The organism is Curtobacterium sp. ME-Dv--P-122a (genome assembly GCF_030209645.1).
Classification (GTDB): domain Bacteria; phylum Actinomycetota; class Actinomycetes; order Actinomycetales; family Microbacteriaceae; genus Curtobacterium; species Curtobacterium flaccumfaciens.
The window spans coordinates 74,421-91,846 of record NZ_JARVRO010000002.1 but is presented as its reverse complement, the minus strand read 5'-3'; the positions used below and the strand labels follow the sequence as shown (position 1 = coordinate 91,846).

Below are 17,426 nucleotides of genomic sequence, written 5' to 3'. Positions count from 1 at the left end.
TAGCCACCATAGGGGTATCGAATGGGCCGGCGCCACGTAGTTTCGTTGGGGTACCAGATCCACACCGACGTCCGGAGAACCCCGCACCGTGAGCGCGTCACCGACGACCCTCCCCCCGCCCACCGAACCGCTCCCGATCCAGGCCACGCGACCGCCGTGGCGCCACACGCTCATCGCCCTGTCCGTGCCGAACTTCCGGCTGTTCACGGCGACGAACCTGGTGGCGATGACCGCCGGCTGGATGCAGCGGATCGCGCAGGACTGGCTCGTGCTGCAGCTGACCGGTTCGGTCGCGCAGGTCGGCATCACGGTCGCCTGTCAGTTCGCGCCGATGCTGCTGTTCGGGCTGCTCGGCGGCGTCCTGGTCGACCGGTTCTCGAAGCGCGCGCTCATGATGATCACCCAGGGAGCCTTCGCGGTGCTGTCCGCGCTGCTCGCCGTCCTGACACTCGCCGGCGTCGTCGAGGCGTGGCACATCTGGGTGATCGCGTTCCTGGTCGGCATGGTCACCGTCATCGACAACCCGGCACGGCAGGTGTTCGTCACCGAGATCGTCGGGCACAAGCACCTGCGGAACGCCATCAGCGTGAACTCGTCGGTGTTCCAGCTCGGCGGCATGATCGGTCCGGCACTGTCCGGGGCCCTGCTCGTCGCGGTCGGCGCGGGGTGGTCGTTCGGCGTGAACGCGATCGCCTGCGTCGCCGTCGTCGTGACGCTCGGGTTCCTGAAGGTCTCCGAACTGCACCGCACGCCACCGGCGCCCCGCGGCAAGGGCCAGCTCGTGGAGGGCCTCCGCTACGCCGTGCACAAGCCGACGATCATCGTGCCGGTGATCCTCGTGGCGTTCTTCTCGGTGTTCGCACTGACCATGCCCGTGCTGCTGTCCGCCTTCGCGTCACAGGTCTACGACGTCGGTGCGGGCGGCTACGGGGTGTTCAACTCCGCCGTGGCGATCGGCGCCCTGGTCGGTGCACTGCTCTCCACCCGGAGGGCCGTCGTCCGGCTCCGCACCATCGTCGGCGGGGTGTTCTGGACGGGCCTGCTGCTCGTCGTCTCGGGGTCGATCCCGGCGATCGCACCGTTCACCGTCGCGCTGGTTGCTGTCGGGATGTCGCAGCTGCTGTTCCAGACCGCGTCGAACTCGCTCGTGCAGCTGTCGTCGAACGTGGCGATCCGCGGACGGGTGATGTCGCTCTACGTCCTGGTGCTGCTCGGCGGGCAGGCGATCGGCGGGCCGCTGATGGGCCAGATCGTCGACCGCTTCGGTGCGCACGTGGGGATGATGGTCGCCGGAGGCGTGCCGGCTGCGGCCGCCGCCGTGATCGCGCTCGTGCTCGCCCGCCGGGGCGGCCTGCACCTGGCGGTGCGGATGCGCCACCACCTGCCGGTGCCGGCGATCGTCGCGCACTGACGCGGGGGCCCTGCGGTGATCACCCGCCGGCCTGGAGGCCCGTGGCGGCCCCGCCCCGCGCCTCCCGTCCGCCCGTTGGTCGCGCCGGGCGGTACGGGCGTGGCGGGGTTGCGCACAACCGAAATCGCCCGGAGCCGCGCGTTGGCGTGGTTCCGGGCGATCCTGGTTGTGCGGAGCGGGGTCGAACCGCCTCAGTAGGCGACGCCGAAACGCGTCTGGTGGTGCGCCGGGGTGACGATCTCGTCGACGAAAGCGATCGCGTAGTCGGCGCCGGAGATGTCCGAGTTGCCCTCGGCGTCGGCGAGCAGGACCTCGTCCGAGGCGCGGTAGGTGCCGCGACGCTCGCCCGGGTTGTAGCTGCCGAAGGCCGCGGCGGGGCTCACGTAGAACCAGTCGACCTCGGTGTCCGACGCACGGAGGGCGTCGAGGATCTGCGCGTGGCTCTTCGCCTCGCCCTTGAAGGCGTCCGGGAAGCCGTCGGTGTCGAAGAGGCGGGGGCCGTCCTCGGACACGCGCATCGAGCCGGCACCGCCGACGATGCCGAGCCGCGCACCGGCTGCAGCTGCGGCGTCGACGAAGTGCTGGAACTTGTCCTTCAGCTCGCTGCCGTCGGCCTGCACGGCGTGGAGCGAGACGATGACGACGTCGGCACCCTTGGTGACCTCGGACACGAAGCCGGCGTCGAACGCGTCACCCTGCGCCAGGGTGAGGCCCTCGGCCGGCTCGAGCTTGCTCGTGTCGCGGGCGACCGCGGTGACGGTGATGCCGCGGGAGAGTGCCTCGTGGGTGATGGCGGAGCCGGCGTAGCCGGTGCCTCCGAAGACGACGATGTTGGTCATGGTGTTCCCTTCGTGGACGTGCTGGGCGTCAGTGACGTTGACAGTCACCGTACAAGAGTTACTCTCTTTGAGTAAGTAGGCACCTGGCGGTGCGTTGCGGAGGAGACCATGTCAGCACTCGAGTACAGCCCCTACGCGGCGGACTGCCCCAGCCGGCAGCTGCTCGACCGCATCGGCGACCGGTGGAGCGTGCTGACGATCGGCGCCCTCGCCGACGGTCCCGCACGGTACTCGGCGGTGGCGGCCCGGGTGCAGGGGGTCTCCCAGAAGATGCTCACCCAGACGCTGCGGGCGCTCGAACGCGACGGCATGGTGACGCGGACGGTGTTCCCCGAGATCCCGCCGCACGTGGAGTACGAACTGACCGAGCTCGGGCGGTCGTTGCGCACGGTGCTCGTGCCGCTGGAGGACTGGGCCACCTCGCACATGCCCGACGTCGCCGAGGCGCGCGAGGGGTACGACGCGCGCTGAGCGACCCCGCACTCGGAATCCCCGACGGCGACGAGTGGTTGCCTGGGGACATGCGATCGATCGTCTACACGAAGCCCGGTGCCAGCAACGTCCTCGAACTCGTCGAGCGGGAGATCCCGGAGCCCGGTGCCGGTGAGGTCCGCGTCCGCGTCGTCGTCTCCGGCGTCAACCCGACCGACTGGAAGGCCCGCGCCGGCGGCACGTACGGCGACGGACTGCCCTTCCCCGAGATCACGCCGAACCAGGACGGCGCAGGTGTCGTCGACGCCGTCGGCCCCGGAGTCGACGGGCTGACCGTCGGTGACCGCGTCTGGCTGTTCATGGCGGCGGCGTCACGGCCGACCGGCACGGCGCAGGAGTACACGGTCGTGCCCGAGTCGCGCGTGGTCCCGCTGCCCGACGGTGTCTCGTTCGACGTCGGCGCCTCGCTCGGCGTCCCCGCGATGACGGCGCACCGAGCACTCACCACCCACGAGGACGGCCCCGCACGGCTGGGACCCGGAGCCCTCGACGGCTTCACCGTGCTCGTCGCCGGCGGCGCCGGTGCCGTGGGGCACGCCGCCATCCAGCTCGCCCGCTGGGCCGGAGCGACCGTCATCACGACGATCAGCTCGGACGCGAAGGCAGCCCTCGCCACGGCGGCCGGCGCCCACCACGTCGTGAACTACCGCGAGGAGGACGCCGCCGAGCGCATCCGGTCGATCGCGCCGGACGGTGTCGACATCGTCGTCGAGGTGTCGATCCCACAGAACGCCGCGCTGGTCGCCGACGTGCTGGCGAACCACGGAGTCGTGTCGATCTACGCGAACAACGGCGGCGACGAGGCGAGCCTGCCGATCCGCCCGAACATGAGCGTGAACGCCCGCTACCAGTTCCTGCTGCTCTACACGATCGGCGACGAGGCGCTGTCCGCGGCGGCCGAGGACGTCACCGAGGCGCTGCACGACGGTGTGCTGCCGGTCGGCGAGGACGCCGGACTCCCGCTCACCCGGTTCGCGCTCGGGCAGACCGCCCAGGCGCACGACGCGGTCGAGCAGGACACGGTCGGCAAGGTGCTCATCGACGTGACCGAGGCGCCGTAGCTGCGGCGCCGGAGCCGGCCCCGGCTCGGGCTCGGGCTCCGGCTCCTCGGACGACGAACGGCTCCCACGCACGCGTGGGAGCCGTTCGTCGTGGACGTTGCGGAAGGGGTCAGCGACCCAGTCGCGCGGCGATCGCTGCGGTGACCCGGAGCCGGGCTGCAACGCGCTCGCGTTCGATGTTGGCGGCGATGACGTCGAGGTCTTCGTAGTCGGCGTCGGTGGTCGTGTCGTTCCAGTTCGGCGAGGAGATCCGGGCACGCCCGAACGACGGCGGAGCAGGGTTCACGGTCGTCATGGGGGCATCGTACGTCGAGCGTCCGACAGAGCGTGTGAGCATCACGGGCCTTTCCTTGGATTGCGGTCGCGCTCGGGGAACGAGTAGGTCAACGAGAACGCGACGGCCATGAACGACGCCATCATCGCGATGTTCTTGGCGTCGAGTTCGGTGAAGGCGTCGGGGACCGGAGAGTCGACGGTGAGCATGCCGAACGAGTACTGGTCGGACCGGATCACCACCGAGACGTACGAGGTGTACCGCGGCTCGAAGCCCGGCAGGTCCTGGTCGACGTCGACGTCGGTCGAGCGGTCACCGACGATCCGGGGTGATCCGCCGACCAGCACCCACTCGAGGTTGCGGTCGCCGTAGGGCGTGCCGGCGCGGAAGACCCCGGCGGTGTCGCCGGCCCCACCGTGACCGATCGGCTCGAGCGCACGCAGATCGGTGGACAGCTGGTACACGTTGGCGCGGGCGTCGGGCACCTTGGGCAGCAGGTAGAACGCCAGGGCCACGGCGACGCGGTCGGCGACCACCGAGAGTTCACCGTGGCGCTCGGATCGGGGCAGCTCGGTGAACCGGACGAGCCGGGTGGCGATCTGGCCGAACGCGTACCGGACCGCCGTCGACTGCTCGAGCTCCGCCGCGGTGGCGTTGTCCTCGGCCACCGACCGGGCGGCGTCGCTGCGCCGGGTCCGGACCACCTGCACGGTCACGGCGCCGACGAGCACGACGAGCCCGAACGCGACGAGCGACAGTCGGACCGCCGGCGTGACGAACAGGTTCGGCAGCTGGAACGCCGCGGTGGGCGCAGCAGCCACCACGATCGGCCACACGACCGTGCCGACCCGTCCTGAACGCTGTTGCCCCATGACCTCGACGCTAGGTCACGCCACCGACGCGGACGGAGTTGTCCACAGGCGGGTTCTCCACAGGACGAACCGGCCTCCACCGGCCCGTCGCACGCAGCTGGTAAGCAGGACCCATGACCGACGTCAGCACGCCCGTTCCCGGATCCAGAGCCCTCGTCCTCGGTGGCGGAGGTGTCGCCGGCATCGCGTGGGAAGTCGGCGTCCTCGTCGCCCTGCAGGAAGCCGGCGTCGACCTCGACGCGGCCGACCTCGTGGTCGGCACCAGCGCCGGCAGCGTCGTCGGCGCGTTCGTCCGGAACGGTGCCGTCCAGCAGGCCTACGACCAGCAGCACACCCCGGCGCCGACCACGTACCAAGAGCCGGCCCCCATCGACGTCGAGGCCGTGCAGCAGCACATCGGCGCAGCGCTACAGGGTGCGACCGGCGAGCAGGACGCCCGGGCTCGACTCGGTCAGGCCGCCCAGCAGGTCGTCGGTGGTCAGAGCGACGACGAGCGCACGGCGACCTTCGGCGAGACGCTCCCGTCCACCGAGTGGCCGGAGAAGCCGCTCGCCGTCACCGCGGTCGACGCCACCGACGGCACCTTCCGCCTGCTGACGGCGGCCGACAACGTGCCGCTCCCCCGTGCGGTCGCCGCGAGCTGCTCGGTGCCCTTCGTCTGGACGCCGGTCGCCATCGACGGCCGCCCGTACGTCGACGGTGGTGTCCGCTCGGGCACCAACGCCGATGCCGCCGCCGGGTACGAGCGCGTGCTCGTCATCGCCTGCGGCCCCGAGGGCCCGTCCCCGTGCGGGCCCTGGCTCGACGTCGCCGTCGAGGCCCTGCGCGCCGGTGGTTCGTCGGTCGAGGTCGTCGTGGCGGACAGTGCCTCCCAGCAGGCCTTCGGCACGAACTCGCTCTCGCTCGCCACCCAGGCACCGTCGGCCGAGGCCGGCCACGCCCAGGGCACCGCGGTCGCCGAGCAGGTCGCCGCCTTCTGGGCCGAGGACCTGGCGAGCGTGCACGCATGAGCACCCCGTTCTCCGACCTCGACCAGTACGTCGCGCTCCCCCGCGTCGACGGCATCGACATCAGCCCCGACGGCACCCGCGTCGCCCTGACGGTCAGTGCCCTCGACCCCGACGGCACCGGGTACCGCCGGTCGATCTGGCAGGTACCAGCAGCCCCGGCCGAGGACGCGGACGACGCCGGGACACCCGCCGCACGCCCGGTCCGCCTCACGCGCTCCGCCAAGGGCGAGGGCGGCATCGCCTTCACCCGCACCGGCAACCTGCTCTTCGTCTCCGCCCGGCCCGACGCCGACGCCACCGACCTCGAGGCCGCCCAGCTCTGGGTGCTGCCCGCGACCGGTGGCGAGGCCCGTCCGCTCACCCGCCTGGCCGGGGGCGTCGGTGGGGTCCTGGCCACCGCGGCCTCGTCGGACGTCGTCGCACTCACCGCCGACCTGCTGCCGGGAGCCGGCTCCGACCCCGCGACCGTGCTCGAGGCCGACGCGGAGCTCCGGAAGACCCGAAAGGACAAGCAGGTCCGCGCGATGCTGCACGAGACCTACCCGGTGCGGTACTGGGACCACGACCTCGGGCCGGCCCAGACGCACGTCCTGACGCTCGACACGGCCGGCAGCGACACAGACAGCGACGCCGTCGGCGCCAACGCCGAACCCGTCCAGCCCGTCGACCGCACCCCGGCCCCCGGCCGCTCGCTCGACCACGTCAGCGGGGCGCTCACGCCCGACGGCTCGGTCCTGCTGGCATCCGTCGGCGTCCGGGAGGCCCGTGGAGACCGCTCGACGCTCGTCACCATCGACCTGTCCAGCGGCCACCGCACGGTGCTGTTCGACGACGTCGACGTCGACCACGAGATGCCGGCGCTCAGCCACGACGGCAGGACGATCGCCTGGGTCCGCACCGTCCGCTCCACCCCGGCCGGCGTGAACCAGCAGGAGGTCTGGGTCGCCGGCATCGACGGCTCCGACGCCCGCCGCGTCGCGACCGACTGGGACCGCTGGCCGAGCGAGCTCGTGTTCGAGCACGGCGACCGCGCGCTCCTGGCGGTCGCCGACCAGGACGGCCGCGCGCCGATCTTCCGCATCCCCCTCGACGGCGGAGCCGTCGAGCAGCTGACGCACGACGACTGGGCGTACTCGAACCTGCGCGTGGCGGCGGCGACGGGCGTGGTCGTGGCGCTCCGGGCCTCCTGGGCGGCCCCGCTGCACCCGGTGCGGATCGCGACGGACGGCACGGTGACCCCGTTGGCGACGCCGGCGCCCCTGCCAGACGTGCCCGCCCACCTGGAAGAGGTCGAGACGACCGCAGCCGACGGCGCCCGGGTGCGCGGCTGGCTGGTCGTGCCCGAGGGCGACGGGCCGCACCCGCTCGCCCTGTGGATCCACGGCGGACCGCTCAACTCGTGGAACCAGTGGTCCTGGCGCTGGAACCCGATGCTGCTCGCAGCCCGGGGCTACGCCGTGCTCCTGCCGGACCCCGCGCTGTCCACCGGTTACGGACTCGACTTCGTGAACCGCGGCTGGAACGCCTGGGGGCAGGCGCCGTACACCGATCTGATGGCGATCACCGACGTGGTCGAGGCGCGGGCGGACATCGACGCGACCCGGACCGCCGCCATGGGCGGGTCGTTCGGCGGGTACATGGCGAACTGGGTCGCCGGGCACACCGACCGGTTCCGCGCGATCGTCACCCACGCGAGCCTGTGGGCGCTCGATCAGTTCAACGGCACGACGGACTCGTCGCAGTACTGGTCGTCGATCTTCGACGCCGAGGGGATCGCGGCGAACGACCCGCACCGGTTCGTGGCCGACATCACGTCACCGATGCTCGTGATCCACGGCGACAAGGACTACCGGGTGCCGATCGGCGAGGGGCTGCGGCTCTGGTCCGAGCTCGCGGAGCACCACGCGGCACCGGACGGCTCGATGCCGCACCGGTTCCTGTACTTCCCGGACGAGAACCACTGGGTGCTCGCTCCGCAGCACGCGGTGGTCTGGTACGAGACGGTGTTCGCGTTCCTCGGGCAGCACGTGCTCGACCAGGAGTGGGAGCGGCCGGCGCTGCTCGGGTAGCGCGGCGAGCCGGGCTGGCCGCTAGACGAACGCGGCCTGCCCGGTGATCGCCCGCCCGACGATCAGGGTGTTGACCTCGCGTGTGCCCTCGTACGAGTAGATCGCCTCGGCATCGGCGAAGAACCGGGCCACGCCCTTGTCGAGCACGATGCCGTTGCCCCCCTGCACCTCGCGGCACCAGGCGACGGTCTCCCGCATCTTCGCGGTGGCGAACGCCTTGGCCAACGCCGAGTGCTCGTCGCCACCGACTCCGGCGTCCTGCATGGCCGAGGCCTGCGTGCACAGTGCGATCGAGGCGGTGATGTTGGACAGCGACTTGACGAGCAGGTCCTGCACGAGCTGGTGGGCGGCGATCGGCTTGCCGAACTGGATCCGCTCGCGGGCGTAGGCGAGCGCGGCCTCGTACGCCCCGACCGCGATGCCGACGGCCTGCCAGGCGACCTCGGTGCGGGTCAGTCGGAGCACCTCGGCGGTCGAGCGGAACGACGTCGCGTTCTGCAACCGACGCGACTCGGGCACCCGGACGTCGTGCATGACGATGTCGGCGTTCTGCACGCCGCGCAGCGCGATCTTGTCCTCGATCTTCGTCGCGGTGAAGCCCGCGGTGTCGGTGGTGACGAGGAAGCCCTTGACCTGACCGTCGGCGACGTCCTTCGCCCAGATCACGACGACGTCGGCGAAGGTGGCGTTGCCGATCCAGCGCTTCTCGCCGTCGAGCACCCACTCGTCGCCCTCGCGCCGGGCGGTGGTGCGCAGACCCTTCGCCGAGTCGCTGCCCGAGTACGGCTCGGTGAGCCCGAACGCCCCGACGATCTCACCCGTGGCCATCCGCGGGAGCCACTCGCGCTGCTGTTCGTCGCTGCCGGCGACCGCGATCGAGTTCATCGCCAGGCCGGACTGCACGCCGATGAAGGTGGCGACGCTCGCGTCCACGCGTCCGAGTTCCAGGGCCGCCCAGCCGCGGTACACGGCCGAGTTCTCGAACTGCCGCACGAGCGGGACGCCCGGCCCGTACATGCCGAGCTCGGCGAGCGGCGCGATGACCTGCATCGGGAACTCGGCACGCGCCCAGTACTCGTCGGCGATGGGCGCGACCTCGCGCTCGAGGTACTGCCGGAGCTGCCCGAGCGACGCGCGCTCCTGCGCGGTGAGCTGTTGCTGGAAGCCGTAGAAGTCCGATTCGAGCAGGGGCGTCGCGGGCATCGTCGTTGACATGGGAACCACGATGCATCATTCTCGAAAACGTTGCAAGAGAGGATCGCGTGTACACATCGGACTCTGCGCTGCGCGCCTTCCGGGAGGCCCGTCACACCTTCATCGCCGGCTCACGGATCGACATGGGGGCGTTGGCTGCCGCACTCGGCGTCGACCGCACGTCGCTGTTCCGGTGGGTCGGCAACCGTGACCGGTTGCTGTCCGAGATCCTGTGGTCCCTCGCAGTCCCGACCCTCGACGGAGCCACCCACGCCGCCGACGAGATCGGGGCGACCGGAGCAGCCCGGCTCGTCGTCGTGCTCGACCGGTTCACAGCCGACCTGATCGACGCCCCGTACTTCCGGGCGTTCCTGACCCGCGAACCCGCTCGGGCGATGCGTCTGCTCACCACCTCGGACAGCGACGTGCAGAGCCGGTTCGTCGCCCGGGTGACCGCACTCATCGAGCAGCAGGAGTCGTCCGGTACGTTCGATCCGGCACCGTTGTCGGCTGAGGAGCTCGCACGGCTGCTCGTCCGGATCTCCGAGTCCTTCACCTACGCCGAGTTCATCTCCGGTGAGACCCCTGATCCCGACCGGGCACGTGCGGCGTTCGAGTACGTCCTGCGGCCCGACGCGGTGCACGCCACACCCGCACCACCGATCGGAGACCGATGACCATCGACGAGTACCCGTTCCGCCGCTCCTACCCCACCCGGTGGAACGACAACGACATGTTCGGGCACGTCAACAACACGATCTACTACTCGGCGATGGACAACGCGTCGACGTACTGGTTCCGCGAGGTCGCCGGGCTCGACCCGTTCTCGTCGGAGTGGATCGCCGTGCTGGTGTCGTCGAGCTGCCGGTTCGTCGAGTCCGCCGTCTGGCCGGACGTCATCGAGGTCGGGATGCGCTCGAAGCACCTCGGCACCACGAGCCTGTCGTGGGAGTTCGGCCTGTTCCGCCAGTCCGACGGCGCCCTGCTCGCCACGGGTGAGTTCGTGCACGTCATCATCGACCGCGAGGGCGCCCGCCGGCCGATCCCGCTGCCCGCCGAGCTCCGCGAGCTCGTGACCGGCTCGATGGTCGCGCAGCAGGCCGCCGTCGCCGACTGACGACCTCAGCCCTTGAGGGCTGCCAGCTCGAGGTTGATGTCGTCGGGGTCCTGCACGGACAGGATCACCATGCCGGCGTCGCCGAGGTCGGTGACCTCGCCGTGCTCGACACCCGCGGCATCGAGTCGGGCGGCCGCCTCGTGCAGCTCGTCGACCGAACCCACGACGAAGCTCACGTGGTCGAGGCCGACGGTGTCCGGATCGAACGTCTGCCCTGCGGGAGCGACCGGACGGAGCCCGAACACCTGGTCACCGAGCCGGAACACCGATCCGCCGTAGAAGCGCTCGCGGTCCTCGCGGACACCCGGCTCGTCGACCTGGTCGCTGAAGTCGATCGCCGGATCCGTGCCGAGCAGCAGCTGGTAGAAGGCCTTGCTCCGGTGGATGTCGGTCACGGTGACACGGACGTGGGCCAGGGCGGTCGGGCGTGCGAACGGCTCGGTCATGGTGGAACTCCTCAGGGTTGCGCGCCGTGGTTGCGACGCGCACCCGAGGCAACGCTCGGTCCCTCCGAAGCACCCGAGGCCGTGCGGCGACCGGATAGCCCCACACGCGACGTTCCGCACGCCACAGAGCCGAAGTGCCCCCGAACCACGCGATCGCGTGGTTCGGGGGCACTTCGGCTGTGCAAGCGGCGCTGGACCCGAACGCCAGCGCCGCAGTCCGGGGTCAGATCAGGTCGTCGGTCAGGTGGTTCGGCGTGCCGAACCGGTGCGCCGTGATCGACACCGCCTGCTCGCGGACGAACGGCAGGATCTCGAGCCGCCCGGCCTCGGTCACCGGGCCGCCGTACACCGCGACGTCCGGACGACCACCGACGGCCGAGTACAGCGCCGAGGTGTCCCCACCGATGAGCCGCACCCGGGTCGAGGGCCCCGAGGCGACCGAGCTCGCGAAGGCCTCGTCGGACACCGTCTGCGACAGCGAGCGGACGATCGGCAGCGAACGGATCGCCGCGGCGACGGACGACGGCAGCGTCGCGGCCGTGGAGACCTCGATCGTCGTGCCGGCACGGAGCGCAGCGGCGACGACGCGGACGAGCTCGACCACCGAAGCGTCAGCGTCTGCGTCCGATTCGGCGACCGCGGCCAGCCGCACCTGCACCGACGGGAACGGCAGGTACCGGGCGATGTTCCGCTCGGCGGAGAGCGCCGAGACGTCGGTCGCGGTGCCGAACAGCGTCGACCAGGCCTGCTCGTCGGACGCCAGCGCACGGTCGAGCACCGGCGAAGTGACCTCGGCAGCCCGGGCGAACGCCGAGACCGGACCCGACACGGCGACACCGGACGCAGCGGTCGCCGGTGCCGGCGTCCATGATCCGAGCCCGAGCAGGTAGTTCAACCCACCGGCCTTCGTGCCGGCTCCGACGGCCGACTTCTTCCACCCGCCGAACGGCTGACGCCGGACGATGGCACCCGTGATGCCGCGGTTGACGTAGAGGTTGCCCGCCTGGATCCGCGACAGCCACGTGCCGATCTCGGCCGGGTCGAGCGAGTGCAGGCCCGAGGTCAGGCCGTAGTCGACCTCGTTCACGATGTCGATCGCCTCGTCGAGCGAGTCCGCGGTCATCATGCCGAGGATCGGGCCGAAGTACTCGGTGCGGTGGAACTCCGAGCCGCGGCGGACGCCCTGTCGGACACCCGGGCTCCAGAGCTTGCCGGTCTCGTCGAGCTGCTTCGGCTCGACGGCCCAGGACTCCCCCGCGCCGAGCTTCGTGAGGCCGTCGAGCAGCTTGCCCGAGGCCGGCTCGATGACGGGACCCATCTGCGTCGCGGCGTCGGTCGGGTACCCCACCGTGAGCGAGGCCACCGCGTCGAGCAGCTGGTTCCGGAACCGCTTGGACTTGGCGACCGATCCCACCATGACGACGAGGGACGCGGCCGAGCACTTCTGGCCGGCGTGCCCGAACGCGGACGCGACGACGTCCTTCACGGCGAGGTCGAGGTCGGACGACGGCGTGACGATCACGGCGTTCTTGCCCGAGGTCTCGGCGAGCAGCGGCAGGTCGGGGCGGAACGAGCGGAACAGCTCGGCCGTCTCGTACGCACCGGTGAGGATGACCTGGTCGACCATCGGGGACGCGATGAGCTGCTGCCCGAGGTCGTTCTCCGACACCTGCAGGAACGCGAGCACGTCGGCCGGGGCCCCGTGGGCGTCGAGCGCGGTCTCGATGATCGAGGCGAGCACGGCCCCGGATCGCTCGGCGGGCGGCGCGGGCTTCAGCACGACGGCCGACCCGGCCGCCAGCGCGGCGAGGGTGGACCCGGCGGGGATGGCGACGGGGAAGTTCCACGGCGGCGCGACCAGGGTCAGCGCCGCGGGCGTGAAGGTCGCACCGTCGACGTCGTCGAGCGAGGACGCCAGGGTGCCGTAGAAGTGCGCGAAGTCGATCGCCTCGGACACCTCGGGGTCGGCCTGGTCGATGGTCTTGCCGGTCTCCGACGCCATGACCTCGATGAGGGCGGCACGGTTCGCCTCGAGTGCGTCGCCGACGGCGTGCAGCACGGCACCACGCGCACCGCCGGACCAGGTCCCCCAGACCGCACCGGCGGCCTTGGCGCGGCCGAGCGCGGAGTCGAGCGCCGTGGCGGAGTCGACCCGGGCCTCCTGGACGGCGCGGACGCCGAGCGTCGACGAGGCGACCCGTGCGGTGATGGCGTCGCCCCAGGCGCGGACGGCGCCGACCGAGGGGTCGCTGTCCGGGGTGTTCTCGAAGTGGCCGGGGCCGGGGCGGCCGACGGCGGCGTACCGGTCGGCGACACGGTGGGACGCGGGTGCTTCGAGCCCCTCGGGCGTCGCGAGCGGCACCAGGGAGGCGCGGAAGCGCTCCTCTTCGCGGGCGAACAGCGGCGGCGAGGACACCAGCGAGAAGACCGCGGACATGAAGTTGTCCTGCGACGCGCCCTCTTCGAGACGACGGATCAGGTAGGCGATCGCGACGTCGAACTCGCCCGGGTGGACGACCGGCGTGTAGAGCAGGAGCGAACCGACGGTGTTCTTCACGGCCGACGCCTGCCCCTGCGCCATGCCGAGCAGCATCTCGAACTCGATGCCGTCCCGCACGCCGCGCTCACCGGCGAGCAGCCAGGCGTGGGCGACGTCGAACAGGTTGTGCCCGGCGACACCGACGCGGACGTTCTCGACGCGCGATGGGGTGAGCGCCCAGTCGAGCACGCGCTTGTAGTTGGTGTCCGAGTCCTGCTTGGTGTGCCAGGTGGCGAGCGGCCAGCCGTGCACCGAGGCCTCGACCTGCTCCATCGGCAGGTTCGCGCCCTTGACCAGACGGACCTTGATGCCGGCTCCGCCGCGGGCACGGCGGGCGGCGGACCACTCCTGCAGCTCCTGCATCGCGGCGAGCGCGTCGGGCAGGTACGCCTGCAGCACGATGCCGGCTTCGAGGCCGAGGAACTCGGGCTCGTCGAGGAGCTTCGTGAAGACCGCGATGGTGAGGTCGAGGTCCTTGTACTCCTCCATGTCGAGGTTGATGAACTTGGCCGGGGTGGCGGCTGCGGCGCGCTGGAAGAGCGGTCGGAGCTGTTCGACGATGTCGTCCACCGCGTGGCCGAACGCCCACGGCGAGTGCGGGTGCACGGTCGAGGACACCTTGATGGAGACGTAGTCGACGTCGTCGCGGGCCAGGAGCTTGTGCGTGCCCTCGAGTCGGCGGGCGGCTTCGCGCTCGCCCAGGACGGCCTCGCCGAGCAGGTTGACGTTGAGGCGGACGCCGTCGCGCTTGATGCCGGCGATGGCCGGGCCGAGCTTGGAGTCGGTGGCGTCGACGATGAGATGGCCGACCATGTTGCGGAGGACCCGTCGGGCGATGGGGACGACGACGTTCGGCAGCATCGGGGCCATGCCGCCGCCGAGCCGGACGAGTCCGCGGAGCGCGGCGGGCAGGAACCCGGGGGCGTCCGGGGCGATCTGGCGGAGCTTGCGGGCGGCGACGGCGAGGTCCTCCGGCCGCACGACCCCGTCGACGAAGCCGACGGCGAAGTCGAGTCCGGCGGGGTCGGCGAGCACGCCGGCGAGCTGCTTCGCAGAGCCGTCGACCGGGTAGGACTCGGCCTCGGCGAGCCACTGTCGGACGAGCGCGACGGACTGGTCCGCCAGGGCGTCGTGGTCGATGGCGGAGTCCTCGTGCAGCGTCGTCATGGGTTCAGTGTGGAGGTCGGGGATGCGGTAGCGGAAGTGAGCGTTCCTGATGGATACCGTTCAGTTCCGCTACCGTTCCGGTCCTGATCCGGCTAGCGTCGGACCATGCTCGACGTCCGCCGTCTCGTGCTCCTCCGTGAGCTGTCCATCCGCGGCACGATCGCGGCCGTCGCCGAGGCCGTGAACTTCACCCCGTCGGCGGTCTCGCAGCAGCTGAGCGCCCTGGAGCGGGAGGCCGGAGTGCAGCTCCTCCGCAAGGCCGGGCGACGGCTCCAGCTCACCCCACAGGCCGAGGTGCTCGTGGCCGCGGCGGGCCAGGTGCTCGACGTCCTCGAGCACGCGCAATCACAGGTCGAGGACACCCTGTCGTCCGTGCAGGGCCGCGTCCGGGTCGCCGTGTTCCAGTCGGCGGCCCTCGCCCTGATGCCGAGCGCCCTGCACGAGATGGCCACGGAACACCCCGACGTCCGGGTCGAGATGGTCCAGCGGGAACCGGAGACCGCACTGAACGAGACGTGGGCTCGTGACTTCGACATGGTCATCGCGGAGCAGTACCCGGCCCACGCCGCTCCGCACCTGCCCGGGCTCGACCGCTCCGACCTGACGACCGACGCCGTCCGGCTCGCCCTGCCCCCGCTCGACACGGCCCTGCGCCCGGTGTCGTCGCTCGAGGACGCCCGCACCATGCCCTGGGTGATGGAACCCCGCGGTACCGCGTCGCGGCACTTCGCCGAGCAGGTCTGTCGGCGCTGGGGCTTCGAGCCCGACGTCCGGTACGAGACCGCGGACCTGCAGACGCAGATCCGTCTGGTCGAGTCGGGCAACGCCGTCAGCCTGATGCCCGACCTGATGTGGACCGGTCGGACGACGACCTGCCGGCTGCTCGAGCTGCCGGAGGGTCCCCGACGCACGATCTTCACCGTGGTGCGGTCCGCGGGGTCGTCCTCCCCGGCGGTGCGCGCACTCCGCTCCGCGCTCGAACGTGCCGCGTCCGTGGTCGGTGCGTGACACGGCGGTCTGGAGGCGCGGCGCGGGTCCGGCACGACGGCTGCGGAGCTCCGTTGCCATCGTGATCGTTCTGTGATCGAGCGATCGTCAGGACTGGTCAGCGGGCGACATTCCCTGAGTAGGGGACGCTGATCCGGCGTCCCACCCAGGAATCCGAGGGGGATCCCGTGAACCAGTCCTGCAAGTACACCTTCCGCCGTAGCGCGGCGATCGGAGCGGCGATCGCGATCGTCACCGCTTCGTCGGCGTTCGGCATCGGGGCGAGCGCCGCCTCCGCAGCGACCGACGAGACCGCTGCACCGAGCACCACCACGACGTCGGCTCCGCAGGACGCGACCACCGCGAACGCCGCGACCGACACCACGGCGGCCGACACCGACACCGACACCGCTCCCGACACGGCGCAGGCCGCACCGGACGGCGAGACCGCCGACCCGGCACCGGCGCCTGCACCGACACCGGCACCGGCACCGGCACCGACCGACGAGACGGCGACGCCGGACACCACCCCGGCCGCGACCACACCGCCCGCCGCGGGCACCGCGACGACGACCCCCGCCGCCGCAGACCAGCCCGCCCCCGAGGCATCGACGCCCGTCACCTGGGCGGAGCCGTCGAGCAAGGACGCGCCGATCGTCCTCACCGCGACCGCCGGCCAGCCGTTCTCGCACACCTTCACCGCCCAGGGCGGCGACGGCCCACTGGAGTACCTGTTCAACCCGCTGAACTTCGACCCAACCAACGACGTCAACGGCTGGTCCTGGAACGAGCAGACCGGTGTCCTGAGCGCCACCCCGAAGAGCACGTTCGACGGCCCCGCACTGTTCCAGGTCACCGCGACCGACCTGCACCAGACCGCCGTGCGGTACGTCCGGGTCGACATCGAGCCCGGGGCCCCGGTGGGTGTCACGTTCGGCGTCGACAGCTCGGACTCCGACGTCAGCTGGCAGGTCGACGCCGACGGGACGATCCGGGAGTACGCGCCGGGTGGCACCGGTGACACCGTGGTGTCGGAGGTCCCCGCCACGGTCGGCTCCTCGATGACCCTCGCGGGGCTGGCCGTCGACGCGCTGGGCAACCGCACCACCCCGGGCGACGAGTACCCGCGCTCGACCGTCACGAGCACCACCGCGTCCGACGGCGTCGTCTGGGACCCGAACTGGTCGGCGAACACGGTGACGTTCTCGGAGCCGGGCACCCGCACACTGACGGTGTCCGAGGGCGGCGTCTCGACCTCGTTCACGGTTCGCGTCTCCGAAGCCCGCGCTGCCGTCGTCGGCATCACCATCGGGGTGCTCCCCGCGGACGGGACGTCCGGCGACCGGTGGGGCGTCGAGGGCGACGTGATCACCTACTACCCGGCGGACGGCGACCCGCAGCAGGTCGACGCGGTCCCGGCCCGACAGGGTGACCGGGTGCAGATCCGCGCCCTGGCCGTGGACGCCGAGGGGCAGCCGGTCGGCGACCACACCGACCTCACCTTCACGAGCGACGTGGCCAGTGACCGCATCGAGTACGACCCCGAGGCTGTTGCCACGTGGGTGACCTTCGAGCACGCGTCGCCGCACACGGTCACCGTCGCGTCCGGGGACGTGACGAGCACCATCCGCTTCGAGGTGCAGCCGACGGCGACGACCACGGTCACGACCACCCACACGCCGACCGCATCGGGCACCCTCGCGTACACCGGCGCCGACGAGTCCGGCCCGCTCGCGTGGGCCCTCGGCCTCCTGGCATCGGGCGCCGGCCTGCTCGTCTGGCGCCTGCGTCGCCGACTCGGCTGAGGCACGTCACAGCGACCGCCTGACGGACCGGAGGCGCGGGGCAGGACCGCCCGCGCCTCCGGTCCGTCTTTGCGCGATTCTGTGAAAAACCCCAGATGAGAGCCGGTAGTACCGAGATGAAACCGTGATCTCCGGCAGGGGTC

15 protein-coding genes are annotated in these 17,426 nt (G+C 71.5%); 9 read left to right on the top strand and 6 right to left on the bottom strand.

What is annotated here, in order from left to right:
* Positions 1-88: 88 nt before the first annotated feature.
* Complete coding sequence (locus QRN49_RS01540) at positions 89-1,411, top strand: MFS transporter (RefSeq protein ID WP_111023764.1); 1,323 nt, start codon at positions 89-91, stop codon at positions 1,409-1,411.
* A gap of 191 nt (positions 1,412-1,602) precedes the next feature.
* Here the strand turns inward: QRN49_RS01540 and QRN49_RS01535 are convergent, their stop codons facing one another.
* Entirely contained in the window at positions 1,603-2,250 is a 648-nt protein-coding gene (locus QRN49_RS01535; protein WP_284753596.1) for an NAD(P)-dependent oxidoreductase, read from the bottom strand.
* 108 nt (positions 2,251-2,358) lie between these two features.
* On the opposite strand from QRN49_RS01535, the gene QRN49_RS01530 reads away from it, so the two are divergent.
* Together QRN49_RS01530 and QRN49_RS01525 are read left to right on the top strand one after the other, a co-directional pair.
* Positions 2,359-2,721: a winged helix-turn-helix transcriptional regulator gene (locus tag QRN49_RS01530; RefSeq protein WP_071247254.1), complete on the top strand. Its 363-nt coding sequence runs from the start codon at positions 2,359-2,361 to the stop codon at positions 2,719-2,721.
* A gap of 50 nt (positions 2,722-2,771) precedes the next feature.
* Positions 2,772-3,803, top strand: coding sequence for an NADPH:quinone reductase (locus tag QRN49_RS01525; RefSeq protein WP_284753593.1), 1,032 nt, complete (start codon positions 2,772-2,774; stop codon positions 3,801-3,803).
* A gap of 109 nt (positions 3,804-3,912) precedes the next feature.
* Here the strand turns inward: QRN49_RS01525 and QRN49_RS01520 are convergent, their stop codons facing one another.
* Both QRN49_RS01520 and QRN49_RS01515 read right to left on the bottom strand, forming a co-directional pair.
* The gene (locus QRN49_RS01520; protein ID WP_027465208.1) at positions 3,913-4,098 is read right to left on the bottom strand and encodes a hypothetical protein; all 186 of its coding nucleotides are present in this window, start codon (positions 4,096-4,098) and stop codon (positions 3,913-3,915) included.
* Between the two features lie 41 nt (positions 4,099-4,139).
* Positions 4,140-4,949 (bottom strand): hypothetical protein, encoded by an 810-nt coding sequence (locus QRN49_RS01515; RefSeq protein WP_284753590.1) that lies wholly within the window; start codon positions 4,947-4,949, stop codon positions 4,140-4,142.
* A 113-nt stretch (positions 4,950-5,062) separates the two neighbouring features.
* Here QRN49_RS01515 and QRN49_RS01510 point away from each other — a divergent pair, with 113 nt between their 5' ends.
* Positions 5,063-5,959 (top strand): patatin-like phospholipase family protein, encoded by an 897-nt coding sequence (locus QRN49_RS01510; RefSeq protein ID WP_128779655.1) that lies wholly within the window; start codon positions 5,063-5,065, stop codon positions 5,957-5,959.
* Positions 5,956-8,028: a S9 family peptidase gene (locus QRN49_RS01505; protein ID WP_284753586.1), complete on the top strand. Its 2,073-nt coding sequence runs from the start codon at positions 5,956-5,958 to the stop codon at positions 8,026-8,028. The genes QRN49_RS01510 and QRN49_RS01505 overlap by 4 nt, the downstream gene beginning before the upstream one ends.
* 21 nt (positions 8,029-8,049) lie before the next feature.
* Here QRN49_RS01505 and QRN49_RS01500 read toward each other — a convergent pair whose 3' ends face one another.
* Positions 8,050-9,231, bottom strand: a complete 1,182-nt coding sequence (locus QRN49_RS01500; RefSeq protein ID WP_284753834.1) for an acyl-CoA dehydrogenase family protein — start codon at positions 9,229-9,231, stop codon at positions 8,050-8,052.
* 59 nt (positions 9,232-9,290) lie between these two features.
* Between QRN49_RS01500 and QRN49_RS01495 the strand changes: the two genes are divergently transcribed.
* Entirely contained in the window at positions 9,291-9,899 is a 609-nt protein-coding gene (locus tag QRN49_RS01495; protein ID WP_071247243.1) for a QsdR family transcriptional regulator, read from the top strand.
* Positions 9,896-10,339, top strand: a complete 444-nt coding sequence (locus tag QRN49_RS01490) for an acyl-CoA thioesterase (protein WP_209050662.1) — start codon at positions 9,896-9,898, stop codon at positions 10,337-10,339. The genes QRN49_RS01495 and QRN49_RS01490 overlap by 4 nt, the downstream gene beginning before the upstream one ends.
* A 5-nt stretch (positions 10,340-10,344) precedes the next feature.
* On the opposite strand, the gene QRN49_RS01485 is transcribed toward QRN49_RS01490, so the two are convergent.
* The gene (locus tag QRN49_RS01485; RefSeq protein ID WP_071405380.1) at positions 10,345-10,785 is read right to left on the bottom strand and encodes a VOC family protein; all 441 of its coding nucleotides are present in this window, start codon (positions 10,783-10,785) and stop codon (positions 10,345-10,347) included.
* Between the two features lie 223 nt (positions 10,786-11,008).
* Positions 11,009-14,491 carry a proline dehydrogenase family protein gene (locus QRN49_RS01480; RefSeq protein WP_284753580.1) on the bottom strand — a complete coding sequence of 1,161 codons (3,483 nt, stop codon included), beginning with the start codon at positions 14,489-14,491 and terminating at the stop codon, positions 11,009-11,011.
* A 105-nt stretch (positions 14,492-14,596) separates the two neighbouring features.
* On the opposite strand from QRN49_RS01480, the gene QRN49_RS01475 reads away from it, so the two are divergent.
* On the top strand, positions 14,597-15,499 hold the full coding sequence (locus QRN49_RS01475) for a LysR substrate-binding domain-containing protein (protein ID WP_284753578.1): 903 nt from the start codon (positions 14,597-14,599) through the stop codon (positions 15,497-15,499).
* Positions 15,500-15,666: 167 nt separating this feature from the next.
* The gene (locus QRN49_RS01470; protein WP_284753576.1) at positions 15,667-17,283 is read left to right on the top strand and encodes a hypothetical protein; all 1,617 of its coding nucleotides are present in this window, start codon (positions 15,667-15,669) and stop codon (positions 17,281-17,283) included.
* Positions 17,284-17,426 lie beyond the last annotated feature (143 nt).